Annotated in this window: 15 protein-coding genes; 6 read left to right on the top strand and 9 right to left on the bottom strand. The window is 67.5% G+C overall.

The annotated features are described in order from the left end of the window. Positions 1-37: 37 nt before the first annotated feature. The gene (locus GKE82_RS21015) at positions 38-379 is read right to left on the bottom strand and encodes a ribbon-helix-helix protein, CopG family (RefSeq protein ID WP_154734653.1); all 342 of its coding nucleotides are present in this window, start codon (positions 377-379) and stop codon (positions 38-40) included. Between the two features lie 362 nt (positions 380-741). Here GKE82_RS21015 and GKE82_RS21010 point away from each other — a divergent pair, with 362 nt between their 5' ends. From GKE82_RS21010 to GKE82_RS20990, 5 genes are all read left to right on the top strand, one after another. Beyond that, complete coding sequence (locus GKE82_RS21010; RefSeq protein ID WP_309233738.1) at positions 742-2,820, top strand: site-specific DNA-methyltransferase; 2,079 nt, start codon at positions 742-744, stop codon at positions 2,818-2,820. Then, a complete protein-coding gene (locus tag GKE82_RS21005; protein ID WP_309233737.1) occupies positions 2,804-5,599 on the top strand; it encodes a DEAD/DEAH box helicase family protein in 2,796 nt (931 codons plus the stop codon). Before GKE82_RS21010 ends, GKE82_RS21005 begins: the two co-directional genes overlap by 17 nt. Continuing rightward, positions 5,592-8,393 carry a TrlF family AAA-like ATPase gene (locus GKE82_RS21000; RefSeq protein ID WP_154734651.1) on the top strand — a complete coding sequence of 934 codons (2,802 nt, stop codon included), beginning with the start codon at positions 5,592-5,594 and terminating at the stop codon, positions 8,391-8,393. Before GKE82_RS21005 ends, GKE82_RS21000 begins: the two co-directional genes overlap by 8 nt. A 164-nt stretch (positions 8,394-8,557) precedes the next feature. Beyond that, entirely contained in the window at positions 8,558-10,048 is a 1,491-nt protein-coding gene (locus GKE82_RS20995) for a hypothetical protein (protein WP_154734650.1), read from the top strand. Continuing rightward, positions 10,045-10,938 carry a DNA adenine methylase gene (locus tag GKE82_RS20990; protein ID WP_309233736.1) on the top strand — a complete coding sequence of 298 codons (894 nt, stop codon included), beginning with the start codon at positions 10,045-10,047 and terminating at the stop codon, positions 10,936-10,938. Before GKE82_RS20995 ends, GKE82_RS20990 begins: the two co-directional genes overlap by 4 nt. Before the next feature lie 40 nt (positions 10,939-10,978). On the opposite strand, the gene GKE82_RS20985 is transcribed toward GKE82_RS20990, so the two are convergent. The 8 genes from GKE82_RS20985 to GKE82_RS20950 form a co-directional block, all read right to left on the bottom strand. Beyond that, entirely contained in the window at positions 10,979-12,022 is a 1,044-nt protein-coding gene (locus tag GKE82_RS20985; RefSeq protein ID WP_154734649.1) for a BtrH N-terminal domain-containing protein, read from the bottom strand. Continuing rightward, positions 12,015-12,539, bottom strand: coding sequence for a PadR family transcriptional regulator (locus GKE82_RS20980; protein WP_154734648.1), 525 nt, complete (start codon positions 12,537-12,539; stop codon positions 12,015-12,017). Before GKE82_RS20980 ends, GKE82_RS20985 begins: the two co-directional genes overlap by 8 nt. Positions 12,540-12,647: 108 nt before the next feature. Next, positions 12,648-13,196, bottom strand: coding sequence for a helix-turn-helix domain-containing protein (locus GKE82_RS27370; protein WP_196189364.1), 549 nt, complete (start codon positions 13,194-13,196; stop codon positions 12,648-12,650). Positions 13,197-13,275: 79 nt separating this feature from the next. Beyond that, positions 13,276-15,246: an ATP-binding protein gene (locus tag GKE82_RS20970; protein WP_154734647.1), complete on the bottom strand. Its 1,971-nt coding sequence runs from the start codon at positions 15,244-15,246 to the stop codon at positions 13,276-13,278. A 67-nt stretch (positions 15,247-15,313) separates the two neighbouring features. Beyond that, on the bottom strand, positions 15,314-15,748 hold the full coding sequence (locus GKE82_RS20965; RefSeq protein WP_107569051.1) for an iron-sulfur cluster assembly scaffold protein: 435 nt from the start codon (positions 15,746-15,748) through the stop codon (positions 15,314-15,316). Between the two features lie 2 nt (positions 15,749-15,750). Continuing rightward, positions 15,751-16,971 (bottom strand): SufS family cysteine desulfurase, encoded by a 1,221-nt coding sequence (locus GKE82_RS20960; RefSeq protein WP_154734646.1) that lies wholly within the window; start codon positions 16,969-16,971, stop codon positions 15,751-15,753. 2 nt (positions 16,972-16,973) lie between these two features. Then, the gene (gene sufC, locus GKE82_RS20955) at positions 16,974-17,744 is read right to left on the bottom strand and encodes a Fe-S cluster assembly ATPase SufC (RefSeq protein WP_154734645.1); all 771 of its coding nucleotides are present in this window, start codon (positions 17,742-17,744) and stop codon (positions 16,974-16,976) included. A 47-nt stretch (positions 17,745-17,791) separates the two neighbouring features. Next, on the bottom strand, positions 17,792-18,295 hold the full coding sequence (locus GKE82_RS20950; protein WP_107569048.1) for an Rrf2 family transcriptional regulator: 504 nt from the start codon (positions 18,293-18,295) through the stop codon (positions 17,792-17,794). A 166-nt stretch (positions 18,296-18,461) separates the two neighbouring features. On the opposite strand from GKE82_RS20950, the gene GKE82_RS30430 reads away from it, so the two are divergent. Then, entirely contained in the window at positions 18,462-21,356 is a 2,895-nt protein-coding gene (locus GKE82_RS30430) for a hypothetical protein (RefSeq protein ID WP_230317223.1), read from the top strand. Positions 21,357-21,376: the final 20 nt, after the last annotated feature.

Genomic DNA, 21,376 nt, shown 5'->3' with positions numbered 1-21,376 from the left:
CGCACATAGACGTCTGCCCGGGGCCCCACCAAGGTGGTCACTGGGAGCGCTTGCTCGTACCAGTCGACCGGGTCGGGGAACTCTTGGTTCCTCCGGTGGTGCCATCACCTTCGAAGATCGCGGCGATAGCGTTGCGGCGAGTCTGAGCTTCACGCTCGATCTCAGCCTTGACCGCCTCGGCCTGCTTGAGCACGGACGGATCGCTTTTGTTTTTCGCGATCCAGTGCTCCAGCGCCAGGCGGATCTCTTCGGTGGTGCTGCGGCCGGTGAGTTGGGCGAGAACGTCCAACTGGGCGCGCAGATCCTCCGTGATCCGGACAGCCAGCGTTCGAAGCTGGCCGCCGTTGCCCACCGTCGTGGGCGGGATGTCGCCAGTCATGGCGTACCTCCTCGGTGCGTGCGGCCGATCACCGGATGGTGCTCTGAAAGCCGCAGTACATCGACGAGGAGCGAAACCAACAGCCGGAGGCGCATTGACTGTTGATTTCGCCCATCATTATGAATGATTGTTGGGAAAAGTCAACACATATAGCGTCAATTCGGCAGCCATTGACACCATATAGCCTGCAATTAACAGAGGTGGGACAGATCGCGCACGGCGTAGTGAAATAGACAACAGAACTCTGGGTGCGAAAATTGCTATAATGAAACGGTATGAAAAGTGAATATTGTGGCGAAGGTGTCCGTCCCGCGGTGGCTGGTGTCGCGTGGGGCGCGCGCCCGTCTTGCCAGCGCCGTGGTGTGCACAACGCCCTCCGACTGTCGGCCCTGGTCGGTAGGGTTCTGCCTGAGCCAGAGCCCACCCGTGCTGGGGTGGCCTGGCTCAATCCAGTCGAGGATGAGGTAGGGGGCATGACGGACGCTTCACAGGTGCAGGGTGCGACGACGGACGAGCGGGAAGTGTTGCTCGCCGCCCTTCGTGACCTTGTGCCATCTGCGTTCCCGGACGGCGATCTCGACGCGGGCCTGCTTCTCGCCGCACTAGGCGACGGGGATCAGTCGGCCGCGTCCTTCTCCTTCACGTGGCCCGGTATCGAACAGGCGCGCGCTGATGCGCGAGCCGCAACGACCGCGACGCTTGTGCCTGATCCCGATGCCTCCCTGAACTGGGACACAGCCCGCGACGTCCTCATCGAGGGCGACAACCTACAGGTGCTCAAGCTCCTGAAGTCTGGCTACTCCGGCGCGGCAAAGCTCGTCTACATCGACCCGCCGTACAACACAGGCGACACCTTCACTTACAACGACGACTACTCGGTCCCTGAGAGCGAGTACCTGAAGGCCACGGGCCAGGTCGACGAGCAGGGCAACGTGACCACCAGCAAGCTGGAAAAGGCTGGCAAGAAGCATGCGCCGTGGCTGAGCATGATGTTTCCACGACTCGCGGTGGCAAGACACCTCCTTCGACGTGACGGGGTCATCCTTGTCTCGATCGACGACAACGAGGTGCACCACCTGAGGTTGCTGCTCGACGCAGTGTTCGGGGCTGCGAACTTCGTCGACATGATGACGTGGCGAGGCGCCCGCAAGGGCGACGCCAAACTCACGGGTGGGGGCCAGGACTACATCCTCCTGTACGCCCGCGACCGTGAATATCTGAAGCAGCTCGATACCCGCTGGCGTGAGCGAAAGAACGGACTCGAGCCGATCTACGCCAAGGTCGACCAGCTGATGGCGAAGCATGGCGAGGACTACGCGGCCGCGACCGCAGACATGAAGGCTTGGTACAAGACCCTTTCGGACGAGGATCCGTCGAAGGAGCACGAGCACTACTGCCTCATTGAGCGCCGCGGCGTCTACTACGCAGGCGACATCGCGAGCCCGAATCCTCGCCCCAACCTCGTTTTCGACTGGAAGGGGTACGCCGTTCCGGAGAACGGATGGCGTTACCAAGAATCGAAGATGGCTGAGCTCGATGCCGACGACCGACTCATCTACCCAGACTCGCTCGAGAAGCGGATCACCGTCAAGCGGTTCCTCAAGGAGCACGAGGAATGGGCGCCGCCGTCCGTCTTTTACCGCGACCGACGCGCAGCATCCCGGGCGGTGAAGGACCTGATGGGCGCGTCCGTCTTCGACAATCCTAAGAACACCGACGTGCTCGGGCGCCTCATCCACTCGCTCACTGGAGACGGCGACTTGATCATCGACTTCTTCGCCGGATCAGGCTCAACAGGGCACGCTGTGTGGGAACAGAACCCCAGGGACGGCAGGACCCGAAACTGGGTACTCGTTCAGGCCCCAGAGAAGCCGGACGAGACAGAGAAGACGGGCAAGGCCGCCATCAAGGCTGGCTACGAGACCATCTTTGAGATCACTGCTGAGCGTCTCAGGCGCGCAGCCAAGGCGATCGGGGACGACTCGCTCGGCTTCCGGATCTTCCGTGCGCGCGAAACCAACCTGATCATTGAGAAGCCGATCGTGGCCGAGGCGGGTTTGACGGGCGAGGATTACGTGCAGGCATCGCTCGTCAATGTTCAGCAGGCGCCCGTTGTTGAGGGTGCGGACGATGCTTCCGTGGCGTGGGAGCTTGTCCTGAAGTCGACTGGGTCCAAGCTCGACTCGCAGGTCACGGAGCATGACATCGACGGCGTTTCCGTGTTCGAGTTCGTGCAGGCCGACGGCAAGGGCACCGGCCGGCTCCTCGTCTCTCTCGATGCGTTCACTGTGGAGACCGCTGACAAGCTCGGGGTCGGTGTCGACGACACCCTGATCCTGCGTGGCGACAAGGTCGATGACGCCACCACCCTGACTCTTGCGCCTCGCATGCAGAAGAACCTCGTGCTCCTGGAGCGGGTGGCCCGTGAAGTTTCGCTTTGAAGATCAGCCACACCAGGCGAGCGCTATCGCGGCAGTCACCGATCTCTTTGAGGGAGCACTGACTCCACCCGCGGGAGGCATTGTCGGCCAGGCGCCGGGCGCCAGTGGCCACGCTGGGTTCAAGCTCGATCGGGCGACACTCGTCGACCGGCTGGCAGAAGTGACTTCACGCGAAGACGGGGTTGACAAGCAGACCGAGCTGCAGCTCCTCGAAGTGGACGACGACCTTCAGGGCGAGTCGCGCGACTTCCCGAACTTCTCGGTCGAGATGGAGACCGGCACGGGAAAGACTTACGTCTACATCGCGACGGCGCTCCAAATGGCCCAGGCCCACGGCCTGCGCAAGTTCGTAATCCTCGTCCACTCCGTCGCCATTCGCGCCGGGGTGATCAAAACCTTCGAGCAGACCGAGGAACACTTCCGAGCGAAGTTCCCTGGGCTCCAATACCGATGGGGTGTGCTTGGTGAAGGCCCCGCGCTAGATGACTTCCTCGAGCCCAGCAGCACTGTGCAGTTCCTTGTAGCCAGCGTTCAGGCGATCGACAAGCCCGACACCGGTGTTGTCTACCAGGAGGCCGAGCAGCCTCAGCTCTGGGGCGAGTCGGGCTCAGGCATGGCGTCCATCGCGGGCGTGAACCCTGTCGTCATCGTCGATGAGCCGCAGAACTTTAAGACGGACCTTCGCAAGAAGGCCATCGCGACGCTGAACCCCCTGGTCGTGCTCCGCTACAGCGCAACCCACGCCGAGAAGTTCAACCTCGTTCACCGCCTCGGTCCTAAGGCCGCAACCGAGCTCGGCCTCGTAAAGCGCGTCTCCGTCAAAGGAATCGCTGCCGGAGACTCCGGCAAGCCATACCTGCGCATCGACAAGCTCCGCTCCAAAGCGCGCCGCCTCTTTGCTGAGGTCATGATCGACGTCGACTCCGCAAACGGGCCGAAGCGCACCGAGGCCGTCCTGCAGAACGGCGACGATCTCTACGACGTCTCCAACGGCCTCGACCAGTACCGGGGCATGGTCGTCGATCGCTTCGAGCGCAAGCCCGACCGCGTCATCTTCGAGAACGGTATGGAACTCCGTATGGGCGAGGAGACGGGCGTCGATCGCCTCACCGTCTGGCAGGACCAGATCCGTCACACGATCCGCGCCCACATCCAGCGTCAGTCCCACATCGACGCCGCGGGCCACGACGTCAAGGTGCTCTCTCTGTTCTTCGTGGAGCGCGTTGCTGACTACTGGCGGGTCGAGGACCAGCCGGCACCAGTGCTTCCGGACATCTTCGATGCCCTCTACCGCGAGGAGTGGCAGCGGGCAGGCAACGATCCGGCCGCGTGCCCGGACCCCGCAACGCTTCGGGTGCACTACTTCCCGTCGACCAAGACGGGCATCTTCAAGGACGCAACCGGCGCTTCGAAGGATGCGCAGGAGCAGCAGGCTCGCGCCTATGAGGAGATCGTTGCCAACAAGGAACTCATCCTGACCAAGGACAACCCGAGGGCGTTCATCTTCAGCCACTCAGCGCTCAAGGAGGGCTGGGACAACCCGAACGTCTTCCAGGTCGGGTTCCTCCGCCACAGCGGTTCAGAGGTGGAGAGGCGTCAGCAGATTGGACGCGGGCTGCGTCTGCCTGTCGACGAGACGGGGCGACGCGTCACCGATCCGGCAGTCTGCCGGCTCACTCTCGTGGTCGACGAGACGTTCAGCGAGTTCCGCGACGGCCTGAACAAGGAGTACGCCGCAGCCGGTGGCGGCGGAGGCCCCGAGCCTGACGACGCCGACAACACCGTCACCGTCAAGCGCCGCAACGACAAGTTCCTCAGCCCCGAGTTCAAGGAGCTCTGGGGCCGGATTCGCTACAAGGCGCGCTACCGCGTCACGATCGATCCCTCGGTGCTGCCTGCCGCCGTTGCGGACTCGGAGCACCTCGACGACATCCGCTTCCTCGCCAAGCGCACCAACATCGTCCAGTCGGCCGAGCTGCAGTACGACGATGACGGCAAGGTCATCACCACCGACACAGAGGTCGCCGAGAGCGCCGGAACCTCCATCACCATCGTCGGCCAGCGGCTCCCTGACGTGGTTCGCCTGGTCGAGGACCAGCTCCTGGCCACCAAGTTTCCGCTGCACCTGACACGCCCGACCATCGCGGCGATCATCGCGGAGGTGCCCGCGAAGCTGAAGGCCCGGGCCATCGACGACCCTGAGCGCTGGGCGCGCATCGTCGCGCACGCCATCCGGACCGTCACCATCGAGGAGATGGTCAAGCACGTCGGCTACGAACCCGAGAACGAAGACGATTGGTGGGATGCCGAGGTCGTGTTCCTCGAAGCCGAAGAGCAGAACCCGCCGCCAGCCCGTGGCGGAACCGATCCCAAGAACGGTGTCGTCAAGGCCCCCGAGGGCGGCCTGAACCTGTTCGACCACGTCATCTACGACAGCCATGTCGAACGCGAGTTCGCCGCCAAGCTCGAGAACAGCTCCGACAACGTCAAGCTGTTCACCAAGCTTCCCCGTCGTTTCAAGGTTCGCACCCCGGTTGGCGAGTACTCGCCGGACTGGGCGATCGTCTACGACGACAACGGCACCGAGCGGCTCTACCTCGTCCGCGAGACGAAGGGCACGATCAACCTCGACGATCTCGACTGGGACGAGGCGATGCGCATTCGGTTCGCACGCCATCATTTCGCCGCGGCGCCGGCCGGCAAGGTCGACTACTTCTTCACCACGGCGGAAGCTGGTCTGCGCGTTGCTGAGGACTGGGCGGAGGGCTCGGGTGACTGATCGCGACCATGGTGCCCACTTCCACCGCACCGACTTTCAAGTCCACACTCCGCGCGACGCGCGATGGAAGGGCCAGCGACCCAAGAACGAGGCTGAGAGGCAGGCGTACGCCGAGCGGTTCGTTCGACAGTGCCGCGTCCTCGGCCTTCATGCCGTGGCCATTACGGATCATCATGACCTTGTGATGGCGCCCGTCATTCGGGCGGCCGCGAGGGCGGAGACCGATGCGGACGGCAACGTGCTGCCGGCGGATCAGCAGCTCGTGGTGTTCCCGGGCGTAGAACTGACGCTCGGCGTTCCGTGCCAGGCGTTGCTCATCCTCGACGCGGACCTCCCCGACGACCGCCTGCCACAGGTGCTTGAAGCACTCGACTGCGAGGCTCATGACCCGGCTGCGGACAAGCTTCCCGATGTGAAGGTGCTCGAGCACATCACGAGCCTCCGCGACCTCTACGACATCCTCAACCGGCGTGACTGGCTGCGGGATCACTTCATCGTCCTGCCAAACGTGACCGATAAGGGTCATCAGACGCTCATGCGCAGCGGAATGGCGACGAAGTACAAGGAGATGCCCTGCGTTGGCGGCTATCTCGACGGCACCGTCGACAAGATCGGGACGGGGAACGCCACCAAGTTCGCGGGCAAAGACGCGTCGTGGGGCAACAAGTCAATCGCAATCTTCCAGACCTCCGATGCTCGCAGCGACGACTTCACGACTCTTGGAACACCCTCCACGTGGGTCAAGTGGGCTGAGCCGACGGCGGAGGCGGTCAGGCAAGCCTGTCTCGGGCCGGAATCACGCATCGCCCATGCCGAGCCTGAACTCCCATCTGTCCTCATCTCGCGGCTGACGGTCTCGAACAGCAAGTTCCTCGGTCCGATCGATGTCGCGTTCAACGCGCAGTACAACGCCGTGATCGGTGGCCGTGGAACCGGCAAGTCCACGATCCTCGACTACTTGCGATGGGGCTTGTGCGACCAGGCGGCACAGGCCGGCGACGAGGAACTCGCGAACCCGACCGTTCGTCGGGAGCGACTGATCGAGAACACCCTCAAGCCCATGGCTGGCCAGGTCGAGGTCCACTTCTCGATCAACGAGATCCCCCACGTCGTACGACGAGACTCGGCGAGCGGCGAGATCCTCCTCAAGGTGGGCCCAGAGGAATTCACCAAGGTCCGCGAAGACCACGTTCGGTCCCTGCTGCCGATCCATGCCTACAGCCAGAAGCAGCTCAGCAGCGTCGCTCTCAAAGTCGACGAACTGACCCGCTTCGTCACCGCCCCCATCCAGCGCAGCCTTGATGGGCTGGAACAGAAGATCACCGAACTCGCCGGACGCCTCCGGGAGAACTACGCAAAGGTTCAGCGCGCTCGCGACCTCGACCTTGCTGTCGAACGTCAGCGTCTGGCAGAGCGCTCACTCGCCGAGCAAGCCGCCAATCTCCGTAGCTCGCTCGCCGATCTCTCCGAAGACGATCGCAAGATCCTTGACTTGAAGCCGATGTACGACTCGGTGCGTCAGAGGCTGGACGCCCAGCAACGTGACCTCGATGCGCTGGAGGAACTTGGCCAGCGTTTCCTCGGCCAGATCGAGTCCACCAAGGAACAGTCCATTGCCGGGGAGTCGCCGGACGACCTTACGGACGTGCTCATGGCGCTCGCATCCGGTCGCCAGAGGCTCCTCGACGACCTCACCCGCACCGTCGCCGACGCTCTGAAGGCGATCGAAGGGGCTCGCGAGCCTGAGTCCGAGCTAGCAGGTTTGGAGCAGGCGGCCCGCACGTCGCTAGCCGAATTCAACGTTCTGTATGCAGAAGTGACGGGCAGGTCGACTGCCCACCAGGCGAAGTTGGACGAGCTCGCTGGCGTTGAGCGCCGACGCGAGGACAGTGCTCAACTGCTTGCCAGGCACCGGGAGGACCGAAAGGGCCTAGGAGACCCGATCGCAACGCACGCCAAACTGCGCGCGGACCTTGTCGATCTCTATCGCCAGCGAACGCAACTCCTGGTCGAGGAGAGTGAGCGGCTGTCCAACCTGTCTGATGGCCTCCTTCGTTCCTCGATCAACCGCGGACGAGGCCTCGCGGCGGTCGAGCAGAAGTTCAAGGGGTTCATTCAGGGCTCCGGAGTCCGCAGCGGCAAGGTCGAGCAGCTCTTCATGATGCTCGCCAAGGAGTCCGATCCCTTGGGTACGTGGGAAGCGGTCCTTGGCGAGCTGGAGGCAATCATGCTTCTGGAGGAGGACGCCGAGCACACGACCGAGGCGACCCCCGTGCTTAGTCGCCTGGAGTTCCCGCTTGCGGACCAGCAGCGCATCCGCAGCAGGATCACCGCGGATGGGTGGCTCGATCTAGCCTTGACACCGATCAAGGATGAGCCCGAGTTCGAATACCAGACCAAGGAGCAGGAGTACATCGCTTTCAGCGCTGCCTCGGCCGGCCAGCAGGCGACCGCCCTGCTGCGCGTCCTATTGTCTCAGGCCGGGATGCCCCTGATCATCGATCAGCCCGAGGAAGATCTCGACAGCCAGGTCGTACAGGACGTCGTCGCGCGCATCTGGGAAGCGAAGAAGAAGCGCCAGATCATCTTCGCCAGCCACAACGCGAACCTTGTCGTCAATGGAGACGCCGAGCTGGTCATCGCGTGCGACTACCGAAAGCAAGGCGACCAGTCCGGTGGCCGGATCAAGCTGGAAGGTGCTATTGACGTGCCCGCCGTGCGCGACGAGATCACGCGCGTAATGGAGGGTGGCGAGAAGGCGTTCCGCCTCCGGAAGGAGAAGTACGGGTTCTGATGGTGACTACATTCACGGGTCCGTCCAGAGGAGCTCTCGCGGGCGTTGGTAGTGCTGTGCTGGGCCAGCCGGTTTCATGCCACGTGACATGAAACCGGGAACGGGACAAGACGCCCGACGCTAACCTGCTACCTGCAGATCAGTCGGCCTGAGGAAGGGGAAGCGTGGACTACAAGCAGATCCGGCCCGCGCAGGCACTTCTGGATCCCGAGAACCCGCGTCTCCCGGACGGTACTTCGAACGACCGAGAGGCGATCAACCGGCTCCTGGCCGATGGCTACAGTCAGATGCTTGCGCTCGCCCGCGATCTGGTGGAGCGCGGGGAGGGAAACCCCACCGAGCTACCAATTGTCATGAAGGACGGCTCGAAGTTTGTTGTACTGGAGGGGAATCGCCGGTTCGCGGCACTGAAGCTCCTGGCTGACCCCAAGTTGGCCGATGACAAAGCGCATCAGGCCGCCTTCGAGCGGATCAAGAAGAGCAACGGCTCACCGCCGAAGTCGCTCTACTGCGCGGTAGCGAACGACCGCGAAGAAGCAGACCCATGGTTGACGTTGCGGCACACTGGCGCGAACGACGGTGTGGGCGTTCGCGTATGGAGTGCGGAGCAAACCGCTCGGCATCGCAAGCGCATGAAGGCACCCGTCGATAGCGGCACCCTGCGCTCCATCGCGATCGCTGACGAACTCACTGAGGCCTACCAAGCTGACACCGCGCTGGTTGAGCTGATCAAGCGGGTGCGCACCGATAAGCTCACTAACATCGGTCGCTTCTTCAGTGGCGTCACGCTCACGCGCATGCAGTTCGTGATGAAGCAGGTCACCGACGCCGGGCCGCAGACGCTCTGGGCGAAGCACACGGCTGACCAATTGCATCCCTACTTCAGCTGGGCGTTCGACTTTCTGGCGAAGAACTCGGTGGACGCCTTCAAGAACGACACCCTTCGCGGACACCTGCTGAACGAACAAGCTGATCTGGTTCCAGACGCTGGCGAATCCCTCCCCGACCACGTACGTATCGCCGATCACCCATATTCGCCTGACGCCGAGGCTTCGGAGGACGATGAGGACGCTCCCGGCGGGGAAGACGAGACCGACGCGACGACCGGAGCACCGCATCCCGACGCGGACGAGGACGACCCCGATCAGAGGGACGACGTCGACGACGAGTCAAACGCCGACGGCTCATCGGAGTCGGACAACGGCGGTGGTCGCAAGCGTGACCAGAAGGACGAGCGTTGCCTCTATTCCAGCGTCAAGCTGACCAACCTGTCGCCCAATATCCAGCGCCTCCTCAAGGAGGCGAAGCAGTTCCCGATCAACGACAACTACGCGGTAGCGTGTGTCCTTGCGCGCGTCATTCTTGAGCTGGCCGTATCGGACGAGAAGGTCCTCAAGTGGTCGGGCAAGAAGGAGGGCGACACCCTTGCCAAGAAGATCCGGGGCTGCATCCTGAAGCTCGACCCGGACATCGAGACGCCCAAGCGCACACGCAAGGATCTGGTCCAGGCGAACCTTGACGTCAAGGACATCGGCGTCGTGTACCTGCATCAGTACATGCACAACCCTTCGGCAAAGGCGAGTCCTCACGTGGCTCGACACTTCAGCGCGGTCTACACCCCACTTTTGAACAGCATCAATGAGTCGGTGAAGTGAGCACGCCGGCCTACCTATCGCCACTGCGGTATCCCGGCGGAAAGGCACGACTCGCCCCGTATCTCGCGCGAGTTCTGGCCAGCCAGACCATGACCGTCGATACCTACTGCGAGCCTTACGCTGGTGGCGCAGGAGCCGGTCTGCATCTGCTCGCAGATGGGCACGTGGACAAGCTCATCATCAACGATCTCAACCCTGGCATCGCAGCGTTCTGGCGCTCCGTCTTCTTTGACACGGACCGGTTCATTAAGCTTGTCGAGCACTGCGCCGTCGACATTGAGACTTGGCACTCGCAGCGAGCCATCTATCTCGCGCCCGACGGTCAGGATGACCTCTCCCTGGGATTCGCGACCTTCTACCTCAATCGAACGAATCGGTCGGGCATCCTCAGTGCCCGCCCGATCGGCGGCCTCGAGCAAACCGGCAACTGGTTGATCGACGCGCGCTTCAACAAGCCTGACCTGATCAATCGACTTCGGACCCTCAAGACGCTGGCACCGCACGTCGACGTGCGACAGGAGCGGGCGATCGACTTGATCCGAACGCTGAACAGGCGCACGCGGCCCGTGCTTCTCTACGTGGACCCGCCGTACGTGGTTCCCGGCGAGGAGCTCTACATGACCGACCACTCATGGAGCGAACATCAGAAGCTCGCACAAGTCCTGACGAAGTCCCCGCACCCCTGGCTATTGTCGTACGACGCCGACGATCGCACGCGTGATCTATATAGAGACTTCCGCTGCCTCCGCTTCGGCATCTCACACACAGCGCAGGTACAGAAGGTTGGCCGTGAGTTCATGTTCTTCGGCCGGGGCCTCCGCGTGCCGGACTTGCACGTGATGCGCGACGAGGGCGTCTGGGTTCCCGCGCGGACCGCAAGCACCAAGTAGCGCAGCGGGCCTCCGCGTCAACGCTCTCCATCGGACGTGCTCAGGCGGAGACTTCGGATAGCAACCTGAGCGCCTCCATCGCGCGCGTCTCAATTGCCGCAATGTCCTCCACCTGTTGGCTTGCGGCGACTAGGTACTTGGTGTCGCCGGTCGTGCCCGCTGCTTCTACCAACCCGGCAACGCTCGTCCAGAGCGTCGCCGACTCGGCGAAAAGATCCCGGCCCTCCGTCAATACTTCTGCGGCCGCCGTCCCTTCGAGTAGCTGGCAGCATTCGGTGAGGAAGTCGCGGTACAGGTTTCGGAAGAGCGCGCCGCCGGTGCCCGCCCGTTCCATTAGCAAGGCGATGACGGGCAGGTCCTGGCGAGGGTCATCGACCCGGTCGAACCAAGTCCGCATGCGCTTGGCGGCAGTGAGGATGCCCTGGTTGCCGAGGTTGGCGATGGGCGGGTTGAGGAAGGCTTCCGCGCAGGTCGTGATCGCTGGAGGGATGGCCACTGCTAGCCGCTCGTGGTCCACCTCGGCCGACGACTTCTCCACGATGAAGGACCGGTGGCGTGCCGCCATCGGTCCTCTCGCCGCACGTGCTCGTGCCAGGCTCTCAAGGCTCGTGGACACAGCTCCGCCCTGCTGCTGGGTGTCAATCAGGTAGGCGCGCTCCTCGTCGTAGCCGTACATCGCAACGACATGCCCAGCGAAGTGCACCCGGGTGTTGAAGTACTCGAGGTCATAGCTGTCGAGTTGAAGGCCCACGGGGACCCCACGATCGATCGCCTCGCGTGCGTGCTCCCAGGCGAGTCGCGAGGAGGTCGTCTCATGCACGCGCAAGTCCAAGCCCAACAGGCGCGTCAAGTTCTGGGTGAGTACGAACGGCTTAACCCTGCCGCCCAGGAACGGCAGTGTCTGCTGCTTCGAGTCCCAATAGACGAATGACAACCCGGAGCCAAGCCCGAAGCGCATCGGCTCCGAGAGTGCGATCCCCGCGTGGCTGAGGAGGACGCCGAGCGCCGTCGTTTCGCAGTGCGCGCCGCCGACCTTGGAGACGCCGTCGACGACGTGGCTCTCCGGCGTCGCGTTGTTACGCATGAGCCACCCCGATCCGCTCCGTGATCCATGCCTTTTCGGCCTCAAGATGGTTGAGGGTGTACGAGAAGACCTCCCGTGCGGGTAGTGGGAGCGGAGCTTGCGACTGCTCGGCCGCCCTGACTGCGGACAGCCGAGACTCAAGTTGTGTAAGCCGGCTCTGCAGGGCGGTGGTGTAGTCGTCATCGCCGATTAGGGTCAGATTCGCCAAGCCGACCAAGATCGGGTGCGGAAGTACTCGAAGGCTGGCGATGAATGCGCATGTCTCGTTGGTCGCGACCTCGACGCCTTCAGGAGTGGCCTTGAAGACCCTCCTTGACTTGGCTCCCGGGCGATCGCTGTCGCCATGGATAAGGCCCGCCTTCTCGAGTTTCGCGAGCACGTAGTAGATCGACGAGAAGCCGATATCCGTCCACCGACGGATCCCTCGCTGCTCGATGACCTGTTCCAGGTCATAGCCGTGCCGGGGCTGCTCAACGAGGAGGCCGAGGATTGTTAGTTCTGCGGGGGTCAAGTCCATTGGCTCTATTCTAGCACTAGAATAGAGCCAACGGAAGACCTCATGGGCGAGAGGACATTCGCCCCAGCGGCGCTGGTCGTGCCTCAGGAGTTGAAAGTTGCTGGACCATCACGTTTGCCGCCCATGCGTGTCGCGCATGGCTACCCCGCGTTCCAGCAGGCGCGCCCTGACCGTGCCGGGGTCCGCGCCGAGAGCCCGTCCGACGGTTGCTAGGGATTGGCCCTCGTTGTAGCGCCGGACCGCTTCGTCGATCAGATCGGGATGCAGGCCGCGCTGCGATTCAACTCCGTGGCGCTGCAGGATCTTGCTGACAGTGGTCCGGTGGACGCCGTAGTGGCCGGCGAGCTCACGCTGCGTGGCGCCAGCCTTGTACCGCTCGATTAGGTCGCGCTGATGTTGCGCGGGTAGATGAACCTGGCGTTGGCGCTGCGGGACGGAACCGGTCTGCTTCGGATGCGTCGTGACCTGGGCGCCCTCGCCCCGGAGCATCCGCAACAGGGGTCGAGGGGGGTTCGAAAGTTGTCCACTTAGGACCACCATGGTGGACGAGGCGCTCCCGAGATCCCGCTGGATCTTCTGGTCGCGCAGCTCGTCGAACCGGGTGCGGCTCGGCGGCGCCTTCTTGGTGCCCTTCTTCTTCGTGCCCTTGCCGCTCATGCGCCGCACCGTAGAGCGGCCTCGCGCGCGCGGGAAGGGCCCGCGGCAGGACCGCCCGAACGGCGGGGCGAACGGGAAGTCAGCGCTCGCGGACGGTCTCGTGGAAGCGCTCGAAGTCGGCGACGAGCACGAGTCGGCCGAGCTTCGCGTACTCGATTGCGACCCCGCGGACGAGGTGCTCCATGCGGATCGCCCCGCCCGCCTCGGCGGCCATCACCGCCGCCGCGAGCGCGGCGTTACGGATGCCACCGCCGGTGAGCTCGAAGCGCGCGGCGAGGAAGTCGAGGTCGATGTCGTCGTGGCGCGGGGCGCCCGGCGGGATCAGGACCTCCCACAGGCGACGGCGGCCCGCCTCGTCGGGCTCGGGGAACTCGATCACGGCGTCGAGCCGGCGCAGGAACGCCTCGTCGATGTTGCCGCGCAGGTTCGTCGCGAGCAGCACCGGTCCGTCGTGCGCCTCGATCCGCTGCAGCAGGTAGGCGACCTCGAGGTTCGCGTAGCGGTCGCGCGCGTCCTGCACGCCGGCGCGCTTGCCGAACACCGCGTCGGCCTCGTCGAAGAACAGGACGGCGCTCGAGCCCTCGGCGGCGGTGAAGATGCGGTCGAGGTTGCGCTCGGTCTCCCCCAGCCACTTCGACACGAGCGTCGACAGGTCGACGCGCAGCAGCTCGAGCCCGAGCTCGGCGGCGATCACGCGCGCGGCGAGCGTCTTGCCGGTCCCGGACGGACCGGTGAACATCGCCACGACCCCGTGCGCGCGACCGGACCCGGCGGCGAAGCCCCAGTCGTCGAGGACCTGCTCGCGGTGGCGCAGGAACGCGCTCACCGACCGCAGCAGGCCCATCGGGCGGGCGGGCAGCACGAGGTCGTCCCAGCCGAGGTCGGTGCGCGTGCGGCGCGCCGTCTCGTCCACCCGCGCCCCTGACGCGTTGCGCGCGGCGCGCGCCAGCAGCGCGGCGTCCGGCAGCGTGCCGGAGCGGTCCACGACCGCGAGGACGTCCTGCACCGCGTCGGCGATCCGCGCGACCGGCAGCCGGTGCAGCTGCGCGACCTCGTCGATGCCGGGGACCTCGCCGAGCCCGGCGGTCCACGCGGCGCGGCGGTCGTCGGGGCCCGGGGCGGGCACGCGCAGCTCGCGCACGGCGAGATCGTCGAGGCCGGCCAGCTCGCGGCCCGTGTGGCCGAGCACGACGGTGCCGGGGTACGCGCGCAGCTGCTCGGGCAGGGCGAGCGCCTGCTCGGGCTCGAGGTCCTCGACGCCCTCGACGACGAGGACGCGGTGCTCCAGGACGCAGACCGCGAGCGCGTCACGCAGCAGCGCGGCGTCGTCGAGGTCGCGGGCGCGGATCAGCGTCACGCCGCCCCCGGACGCCTCCGCGAGCAGGAGCGTGGCGTCGGGTCCGTGCACGAACAGCGGCGTCACCGCCGCGGTGCGCAGGGCGTCCTCGAGCGCCTCGACGGTCGCCGCGCGCCCGACGGGCAGGTCGCTGCGGCCGACGCGCCGCAGCCGCCCGCCACGGGTCGGGTCGTGCAGGTCGGCCGCCAGCAGGAACGCGGCGGTCGGCTCCGTCAGCGCGAACGCGCGCGCGGCCAGCGGCACCTCGGGGCCGGCGGGGAGCGCCCGGACGAGGCCCTTGCGGCGCAGCGCCCCGTCGGCGGCGACGCAGCGGTAGGTCTCCCCCTCGGCGGCGCCCCGGACGACGAGCAGGCGGGCCATCGCGCGGGCGCTGGCGTGCCCGCGGTCGGCCGGGTCGGTCGAGGCGACGGCGAGCGCGTGCTCGGGCGCGAGGTCGGCGAGCGCGATCAGGCCGAGGACGACCTGGTCGCCCCAGTCCAGGTCGGCGCGCTCCGCGACGAGCGCGAACCGGTCCTCCACGGTGCTGACGAGGTCGGCGAACCGCAGCGTGAGGTCCTCGGTGAGCGCGCCGTCGAGCTGGTCGGACCCGTCCCAGGCGGCCGCGAGCGAGAGCGCGTAGCGCAGAGCGCTGTCGAGCTCCGGGGCGGTGGGGTCCTCGGTCCCGGGCAGGGGGCGGTCCGCCGTGTCGGCCATGGGTCGAGCGTAGGCCGACGGTCCGGTCGGGGGTAGGGCGCGGGCGCGGTCCGCCCGAACGACCGCCCTAGAGGGCGTCGCGGGAGCCGGCGGGCGGGGCCGCGGGCTCGGGGGTGGCCGGTTCCCAGTCCACGTGGTCGCCCAGCGCGGCGCTCTTGAGCACCTTCAGCGAGAGCAGCGCGCACTTCATCCGGGTGGCGGAGACGTCGATGCCGAGCAGGTCCAGGATGAAGTCGCGGTCGAGCTTCAGCAGGTCGTCGACCTTCATGCCCTTGACCTCGTCGGAGGCCATCGAGGCGCTGGCCTGGCTGATCGCGCAGCCGTGCCCGTCGAAGCGGATGTCCTCGATCACGCCACCGTCCCCGACGCGCAGCATGACCGTCAGCTGGTCGCCGCAGAGCGGGTTGTTGTCGCTGGCCTCGAGGTCGGGCGACTCCATCGGGCCCCAGTTGTGGGGGCGCTTGTAGTGCTCGAGGATGTACTCGCGGTAGAGGTCGTCCATCGTCAGTCTCCGAACAGGTCGACGACGTCGCCCAGGGCGGTGACGAGCTGGTCGACGTCGTCGCGGGTGGTGTGGATGGCGAACGACGCGCGCGTGGTCGCGGCGACGCCGAGGCGCTGCATCAGCGGCTGCGCGCAGTGGTGGCCGGCGCGCACGCAGACGCCGCGTCGCGCGACGATCTCGGCGACGTCGTGCGGGTGCGCGCAGTCGAGCGTGAACGACACCAGCGCGCCGCGGTCGGCGGCGTCGGCCGGGCCGTCGATCGTGAGGCCCGGGACGGTCCGCAGGCGCTCGAGCGCGTAGGCGGTGACGTCGAGCTCGTGGGCGCGCAGCGTGTCCATGCCGAGGTCCTGCAGGTAGGCGATCGCGGCGCCGAGACCGGCGGCCTCGGCGATCGGCGAGGTGCCCGCCTCGAACTTCGCGGGGATCTCCGCCCAGCGCGAGCCGTCGAGGGTCACGTTGGAGATCATGTGGCCGCCGCCGAGGAACGGCGGCGTGGCCTCGAGCACCGCCGGGTCGGCGTGCAGGATGCCGATGCCGGTCGGGCCGTACGCCTTGTGCCCGGTCCAGACGTAGAAGTCGGCGCCGAGCGCGGCGACGTCCACGGGCAGCTGCGGGACGGCCTGGGTCCCGTCGACGACCGCGATCGCCCCGGCGGCGTGGGCGCGGGCGACGATGTCGGCGACCGGGTTGATCGTGCCCAGCACGTTGGAGACGTGCGCGACGGCGACGACCTTCACGGTGCCGGTCTGCAGCAGCCGATCGAGCTCGTCGAGCTGCAGGCGGCCCTCGTCGTCGATCGGCACGTACGCGAACGTCGCACCGCTGCGCTCGCACAGCAGCTGCCACGGCACGAGGTTGGAGTGGTGCTCCATCTCGGTCACCACGACGGTGTCGCCGGGGCCGACGTTCGCGCCGCCCCAGGCGTAGGCGACGAGGTTGATCGCCTCCGACGCGTTCTTCGTGAACACCGTGGAGCGCGCCGACGTGTTGAGCCACGCGGCGACGCGCTCGCGGGCGCCCTCGTAGAGCTCGGTCGCCTCCACGGCGATCCGGTAGACGCCCCGGTGGACGCTCGCCCGGTGCTGCTCGTAGTAGGCGTCCATCGCCGCGATCGCGGCCCGGTGCGTCTGCGACGTGGCGGCGCTGTCGAGGTAGACGACGCCCTCCCGGTCGAGGGTCGGGAAGTCGGAGGCGGCGGGGCGGTCGGCGGCGAGGGCCATGGTCAGACCGTGGCCGCCTCGGCCGTGCCGGTGATCCAGCCGTAGCCCTCGGACTCGAGCTTCTCGACGAGCTCGGGACCGCCCTCGTGGACGATCCTGCCGCCGTAGAGGATCGACACCTTGCTCGGCTGCACGAGGTGCAGGATGCGCTGGTAGTGGGTGATGATCAGGACGCCGGTGCCGTTGGCCTTCGCGACCTCGTTGACGCCGCCCGCGACGACGTTCAGGGCGTCGATGTCCAAGCCGGAGTCGGTTTCGTCGAGGATCGCGATCTCGGGCTTCTGGAGCGCCAGCTGGAGCGTCTCGAGGCGCTTCTTCTCGCCGCCGGAGAAGCCGTCGTTCAGGTAGCGGGAGGAGAACTCCTTCGGCACGTTCGTGAGCGCCATCGCGGCCTCGACGGTCTTGCGGAAGTCCTTCAGCGAGATGTCGTCCTCGCCGCGCGCCTGGCGGTGGGCGTTCATGACCATGCGCAGGTACTTCGCGATCGTCACGCCCGGGATGGCGACCGGGTACTGGAAGGCCATGAAGAGGCCGAGCCGCGCGCGCTCGTCGGGATCCGCCTCGACGATGTTCTCGCCCTTGTAGAGGATCTCGCCCTCGGTGACCTCGAGGCTGGGGTGCCCCATGATCACGTTTGCGAGCGTGCTCTTGCCGGCGCCGTTGGGGCCCATGAGCGCGTGGACCTCGCCCTTGTTCACCGTGAGGTCCAGACCCTTGAGGATCTGCTTGTCCTCGACCTGGACGTGGAGGTTGCGGATAACGAGGTCAGCCATGTGCGTGTGCGGTTTCCGGTTTCGTGGTGGTGGAGGGGGAAGGTCGGTCAGCCCGCGGCGAGCGGGAGCGCGGCACCGGTCGGCTCGCCGAGCCCGGCGAGGCCGGGACGCTCGGAGAACGCGACGAGATCCGCGAGGGTCGTGCCCTGCAGCGCCTTGACGACGCCGCCCTGCACGCGCATCCAGAGGATCTTCGTGGCGCACCCGTGGCCGCGGTCGGCCTCGTGGTTGCAGAGCACGCGACCGCTCTCGCTGTCGTCGACGAAGCACGTCATGGGGGCGACCGCGCCCTCGAGCGCCAGCACCGCCTCGTCCATGCGGATGTCGTCGGCGGGGCGGGCCAGGCGGTAGCCGCCGTGCGCGCCCCGGGTGCTCTCGACGAGGCCGGCCTTCTTCAGCAGCGCGACGATGCGCTCCAGGTAGGCGAGCGGCAGGCCCTCGGCCTCGGCGATCGCCTTCAGCGACGTCGGGGTCGGCTGCGGCTCGGCGGCGTGCCGACCCAGCTCGACGAGCAGGCGCACGCCGTACTCCGCCTTCGTCGTGAAGATCATGTGCGAATCCTACCAACGCGGTCGGAGTTGGCCCCGGCCGGGCGCGGGGCCGTCCGCTCGTGAAGACGGTGTTGCCGGGGCGTGACGATCCTGAGAACGCCCCTGGTGCCGGTGCATCGCGGCGGCCTAGCGTCGCCCGCTCCCGTCACCACCAGGAGGACCATCCGTGCCCCGCCGCTCCCTCGCGTCGGCCGGCGTGCTCGCCGCCGCCGCCCTCGCCGCCCCGACCTCCGCGTCCGCCGCGCTCGACCTCACCCACGGCGAGCGGTTCGGCGCCGCACCGAACGAGATCGTGGACCTGGCGTCCTCTGGTCAGTTCCTCGTCGCCACCCAGGGCAAGACGGTCGTGCGGTGGGATCTCGCGAACCCCGCGAGCCCGACGCTCGCCGCCACGTCCGCCACCCTCGTGACCGGCGACGGCACGGGCGACAACGAGCCCGGCCCGACCTCGGTCGCCCTGGTCCGCGACCAGTACGTGCTCGTCCCGTTCAACGACAACAACCAGACGGGCACCGACCCGGTCGACGGCATCCACGTCCTCGACGCCGCGACCCTGGCGGTCGTGCGCACCATCTCCTTCAACGGCGGCGCGGTGGCCGGCGCCCCCACGGGCACGCCCGGCACGACCCCGCTGCTGGAGGTCCCGGACTCGGTGAGCGTCAGCCCGGACGGCACCCGGGCGGTCGTCGCCGTGGAGAACGACCGCGAGGTCGGGGAGCCGTCCGGCGGCGTGCCCGGGTTCGTGCGCATCGACACGTCCGCCGCCGACCCGGCGCTCTGGACCGCCGACCTCCTGGCCCTGCCCGCGAGCTTCCTCGCCGCCGAGGGCGTCGACGCGCAGCCCGAGTTCGTCGACGTCCGCGCGGACAACACGGTCGCCGGCACGATCCAGGAGGCCAACGCGATCGCCGTGTTCGACCTCGACACCGCAACCTCCCCGCTGCCGGACTCCGCGATCGTCAGCGCCGGCAGCTCCTCCTTCCTGGCCGACGTCACCAACGACGTCCCGGCCACCTTCCAGTTCAAGACCCCGCTGGTGCGCGAGCGCCAGCCCGACACGGTGAAGTGGGTGGCCAACGGCACGCTGCTGGCGATCGCCAACGAGGGCGAGAACGGCGCGATCGGCGGCACGCGGGACTTCTCGATCCACCAGCCCGACGGGACGCTCGTGAGCCGGATCGGTTCGGCGTTCGACCGCGCGACGGCGGACTACGGGATGCTCGACGACACCCGCAACGACGTCCCCGACAAGGGCTCGGAGCCGGAGGGCATGGACGTCGTGACGATCGGCGGGACCGAGTACCTGCTCGTGCTCGGCGAGCGCTCGGAGTCCCTGTCGACCTGGGACATCACGTCGCCCGACGCGCCGCGGCTGATCTCCCACGTCCCGACCGGCGAGGCGCCGGAGGGGATCTCGGTGAACGCGGCCCGGCGGCTCGTCGTCGTCGCCAACGAGGAGTCCGCCGGAGCGGTCGGCCTGCCCGGCTTCTTCACGCTGCACCGCTTCGTCGACCCGGCCACGCTGCCGGCCGACCGCCTGACCCCGCGCGGCCAGGGCACGCCGTACTTCAACGTCCGCGGGCTCGGTGCCGGGACCTCCTCCTCGTCGCTGAGCCTCGTCGACGGCACGGTGCCGGCGCGCACCCTGCGCGTCGGCCTGGGCGGCCGCGGCTACGCGCCGCTGTCGGTCGACACCGACCTGACGGGCGCGCCGGCGGCGGCGACGCTCGAGGACGTGGCGCCGATCGCCGCGGGCGGCGCCTGGGTCGTGAGCACCAACGCGTCGCTGCGGCTCGCCCGGCTCGACGCGGCGGGCAACGTCGTCCAGACGGAGACGGTCCCGGGGAGCGGCGCCCCGTCGGGCGTGGCGACGAGCCCGGACGGCGGCACGGTCTACGTGTCGACGAGCGACACCGACCGGCTCTACCGCTACGACGTGGCGACCGACGCGTTCACCGAGGTGACGCTGTCGTTCTCGACCGCGACCGCGCGCCTGACGGACCTGGCGGTCGCCTTCGACGGGGACCTCCTCGCGGTCGAGACCGACCCGAACGCGAGCGTCTCGGCGGCGACCGTGATCCGGCTCGACGCACCGGCCGCGAAGACGACGCTCGCGGCGGGCGACCGCTCGGTCGTCGCGACGGTGCCGGTGGCCGACAGCCGCTCCTCGCGGGACATGACCGGTCTGGCGCTGCTGCCCGGCGGCGAGCTGTGGGCCGTGAGCGGCTCGATCGACGCGGGCAACCACCTGGGGACCTCGGACCTGCGCCGCATCGCCACCCTGGCACCGCCCGCGGTGAGCGTCGCCCCGAGCCTCTCGGGCGCCGGGTCCGTCGGGTCGACGATGACCTGCGACACCGGCAGCTGGAGCGGGTCGCCGGTGTTCACGCGCCAGTGGTTCCGCGGCAGCACCGCGATCGCCGGGGCGACGGGCACGAGCTACGAGCTGGTCGACGCCGACGTGGGCCGCGCGGTGACCTGCCGGGTCACCGCCACGAGCCCGGACGGTGCGACGAGCGCGTCCTCGGAGGCGGTCGTCGCGGTCCGCGACGGGGCCACCGGTCCGACCGGGGCGCAGGGCCCGACCGGGGCGACCGGGCCGACGGGCGCCACCGGCGCGACGGGCGCGACGGGCCAGACCGGCGCGACCGGTCAGACGGGCGCGACCGGTCAGACGGGCGCGGCCGGCGCCCAGGGTCCGGTCGGTCCGCAGGGCCCGGTCGGTCCGCAGGGCGTCGCCGGGCCGCAGGGGTCGGGCGGAGCCCAGGGCCCGGCGGGCGCGCAGGGTCCCGTCGGACCGCAGGGTCCCGTCGGGCCGCAGGGTGAGCGCGGGGCCACCGGCCCGGCCGGGCGCGACGCGCGCGTGACGTGCCGCGTCATCGGCCGCCGCGTCCGGTGCACGGTGACCCGGGCCCGCGCCTCCTCCCCGGTCGTCGCCAAGCGCGGCGGCAAGGTCGTGCGCCGCGCCACGGTCGGCCGCCGCGGGTCGGTGACCTTCACGGTGCCGACGGGATCGGGTCGCCTCGTCGTCACCGTCGCCGGGCGGCGCCTGACCCGCTAGACCGCCGGGGAGGGCGCCCG

The sequence above is a fragment of the Conexibacter sp. W3-3-2 genome (assembly GCF_009707605.1).
Taxonomy (GTDB): Bacteria; Actinomycetota; Thermoleophilia; order Solirubrobacterales; family Solirubrobacteraceae; genus Paraconexibacter; species Paraconexibacter algicola.
This window is presented reverse-complemented; position numbering and strand designations above follow the sequence as displayed.

What these genes read in the sequence shown, in the direction of transcription:
- GKE82_RS20950 (WP_107569048.1), bottom strand. Translation starts at nt 18,295, where the DNA reads ATGATCTTCACGACGAAGGCGGAGTACGGCGTGCGCCTGCTCGTCGAG.
- GKE82_RS20970 (WP_154734647.1), bottom strand. Translation starts at nt 15,246, where the DNA reads ATGGCCGACACGGCGGACCGCCCCCTGCCCGGGACCGAGGACCCCACC.
- GKE82_RS20965 (WP_107569051.1), bottom strand. Translation starts at nt 15,748, where the DNA reads ATGGACGACCTCTACCGCGAGTACATCCTCGAGCACTACAAGCGCCCC.
- GKE82_RS20985 (WP_154734649.1), bottom strand. Translation starts at nt 12,022, where the DNA reads ATGCGTAACAACGCGACGCCGGAGAGCCACGTCGTCGACGGCGTCTCC.
- GKE82_RS20980 (WP_154734648.1), bottom strand. Translation starts at nt 12,539, where the DNA reads ATGGACTTGACCCCCGCAGAACTAACAATCCTCGGCCTCCTCGTTGAG.
- sufC (WP_154734645.1), bottom strand. Translation starts at nt 17,744, where the DNA reads ATGGCTGACCTCGTTATCCGCAACCTCCACGTCCAGGTCGAGGACAAG.
- GKE82_RS27370 (WP_196189364.1), bottom strand. Translation starts at nt 13,196, where the DNA reads ATGAGCGGCAAGGGCACGAAGAAGAAGGGCACCAAGAAGGCGCCGCCG.
- GKE82_RS20960 (WP_154734646.1), bottom strand. Translation starts at nt 16,971, where the DNA reads ATGGCCCTCGCCGCCGACCGCCCCGCCGCCTCCGACTTCCCGACCCTC.
- GKE82_RS21015 (WP_154734653.1), bottom strand. Translation starts at nt 379, where the DNA reads ATGACTGGCGACATCCCGCCCACGACGGTGGGCAACGGCGGCCAGCTT.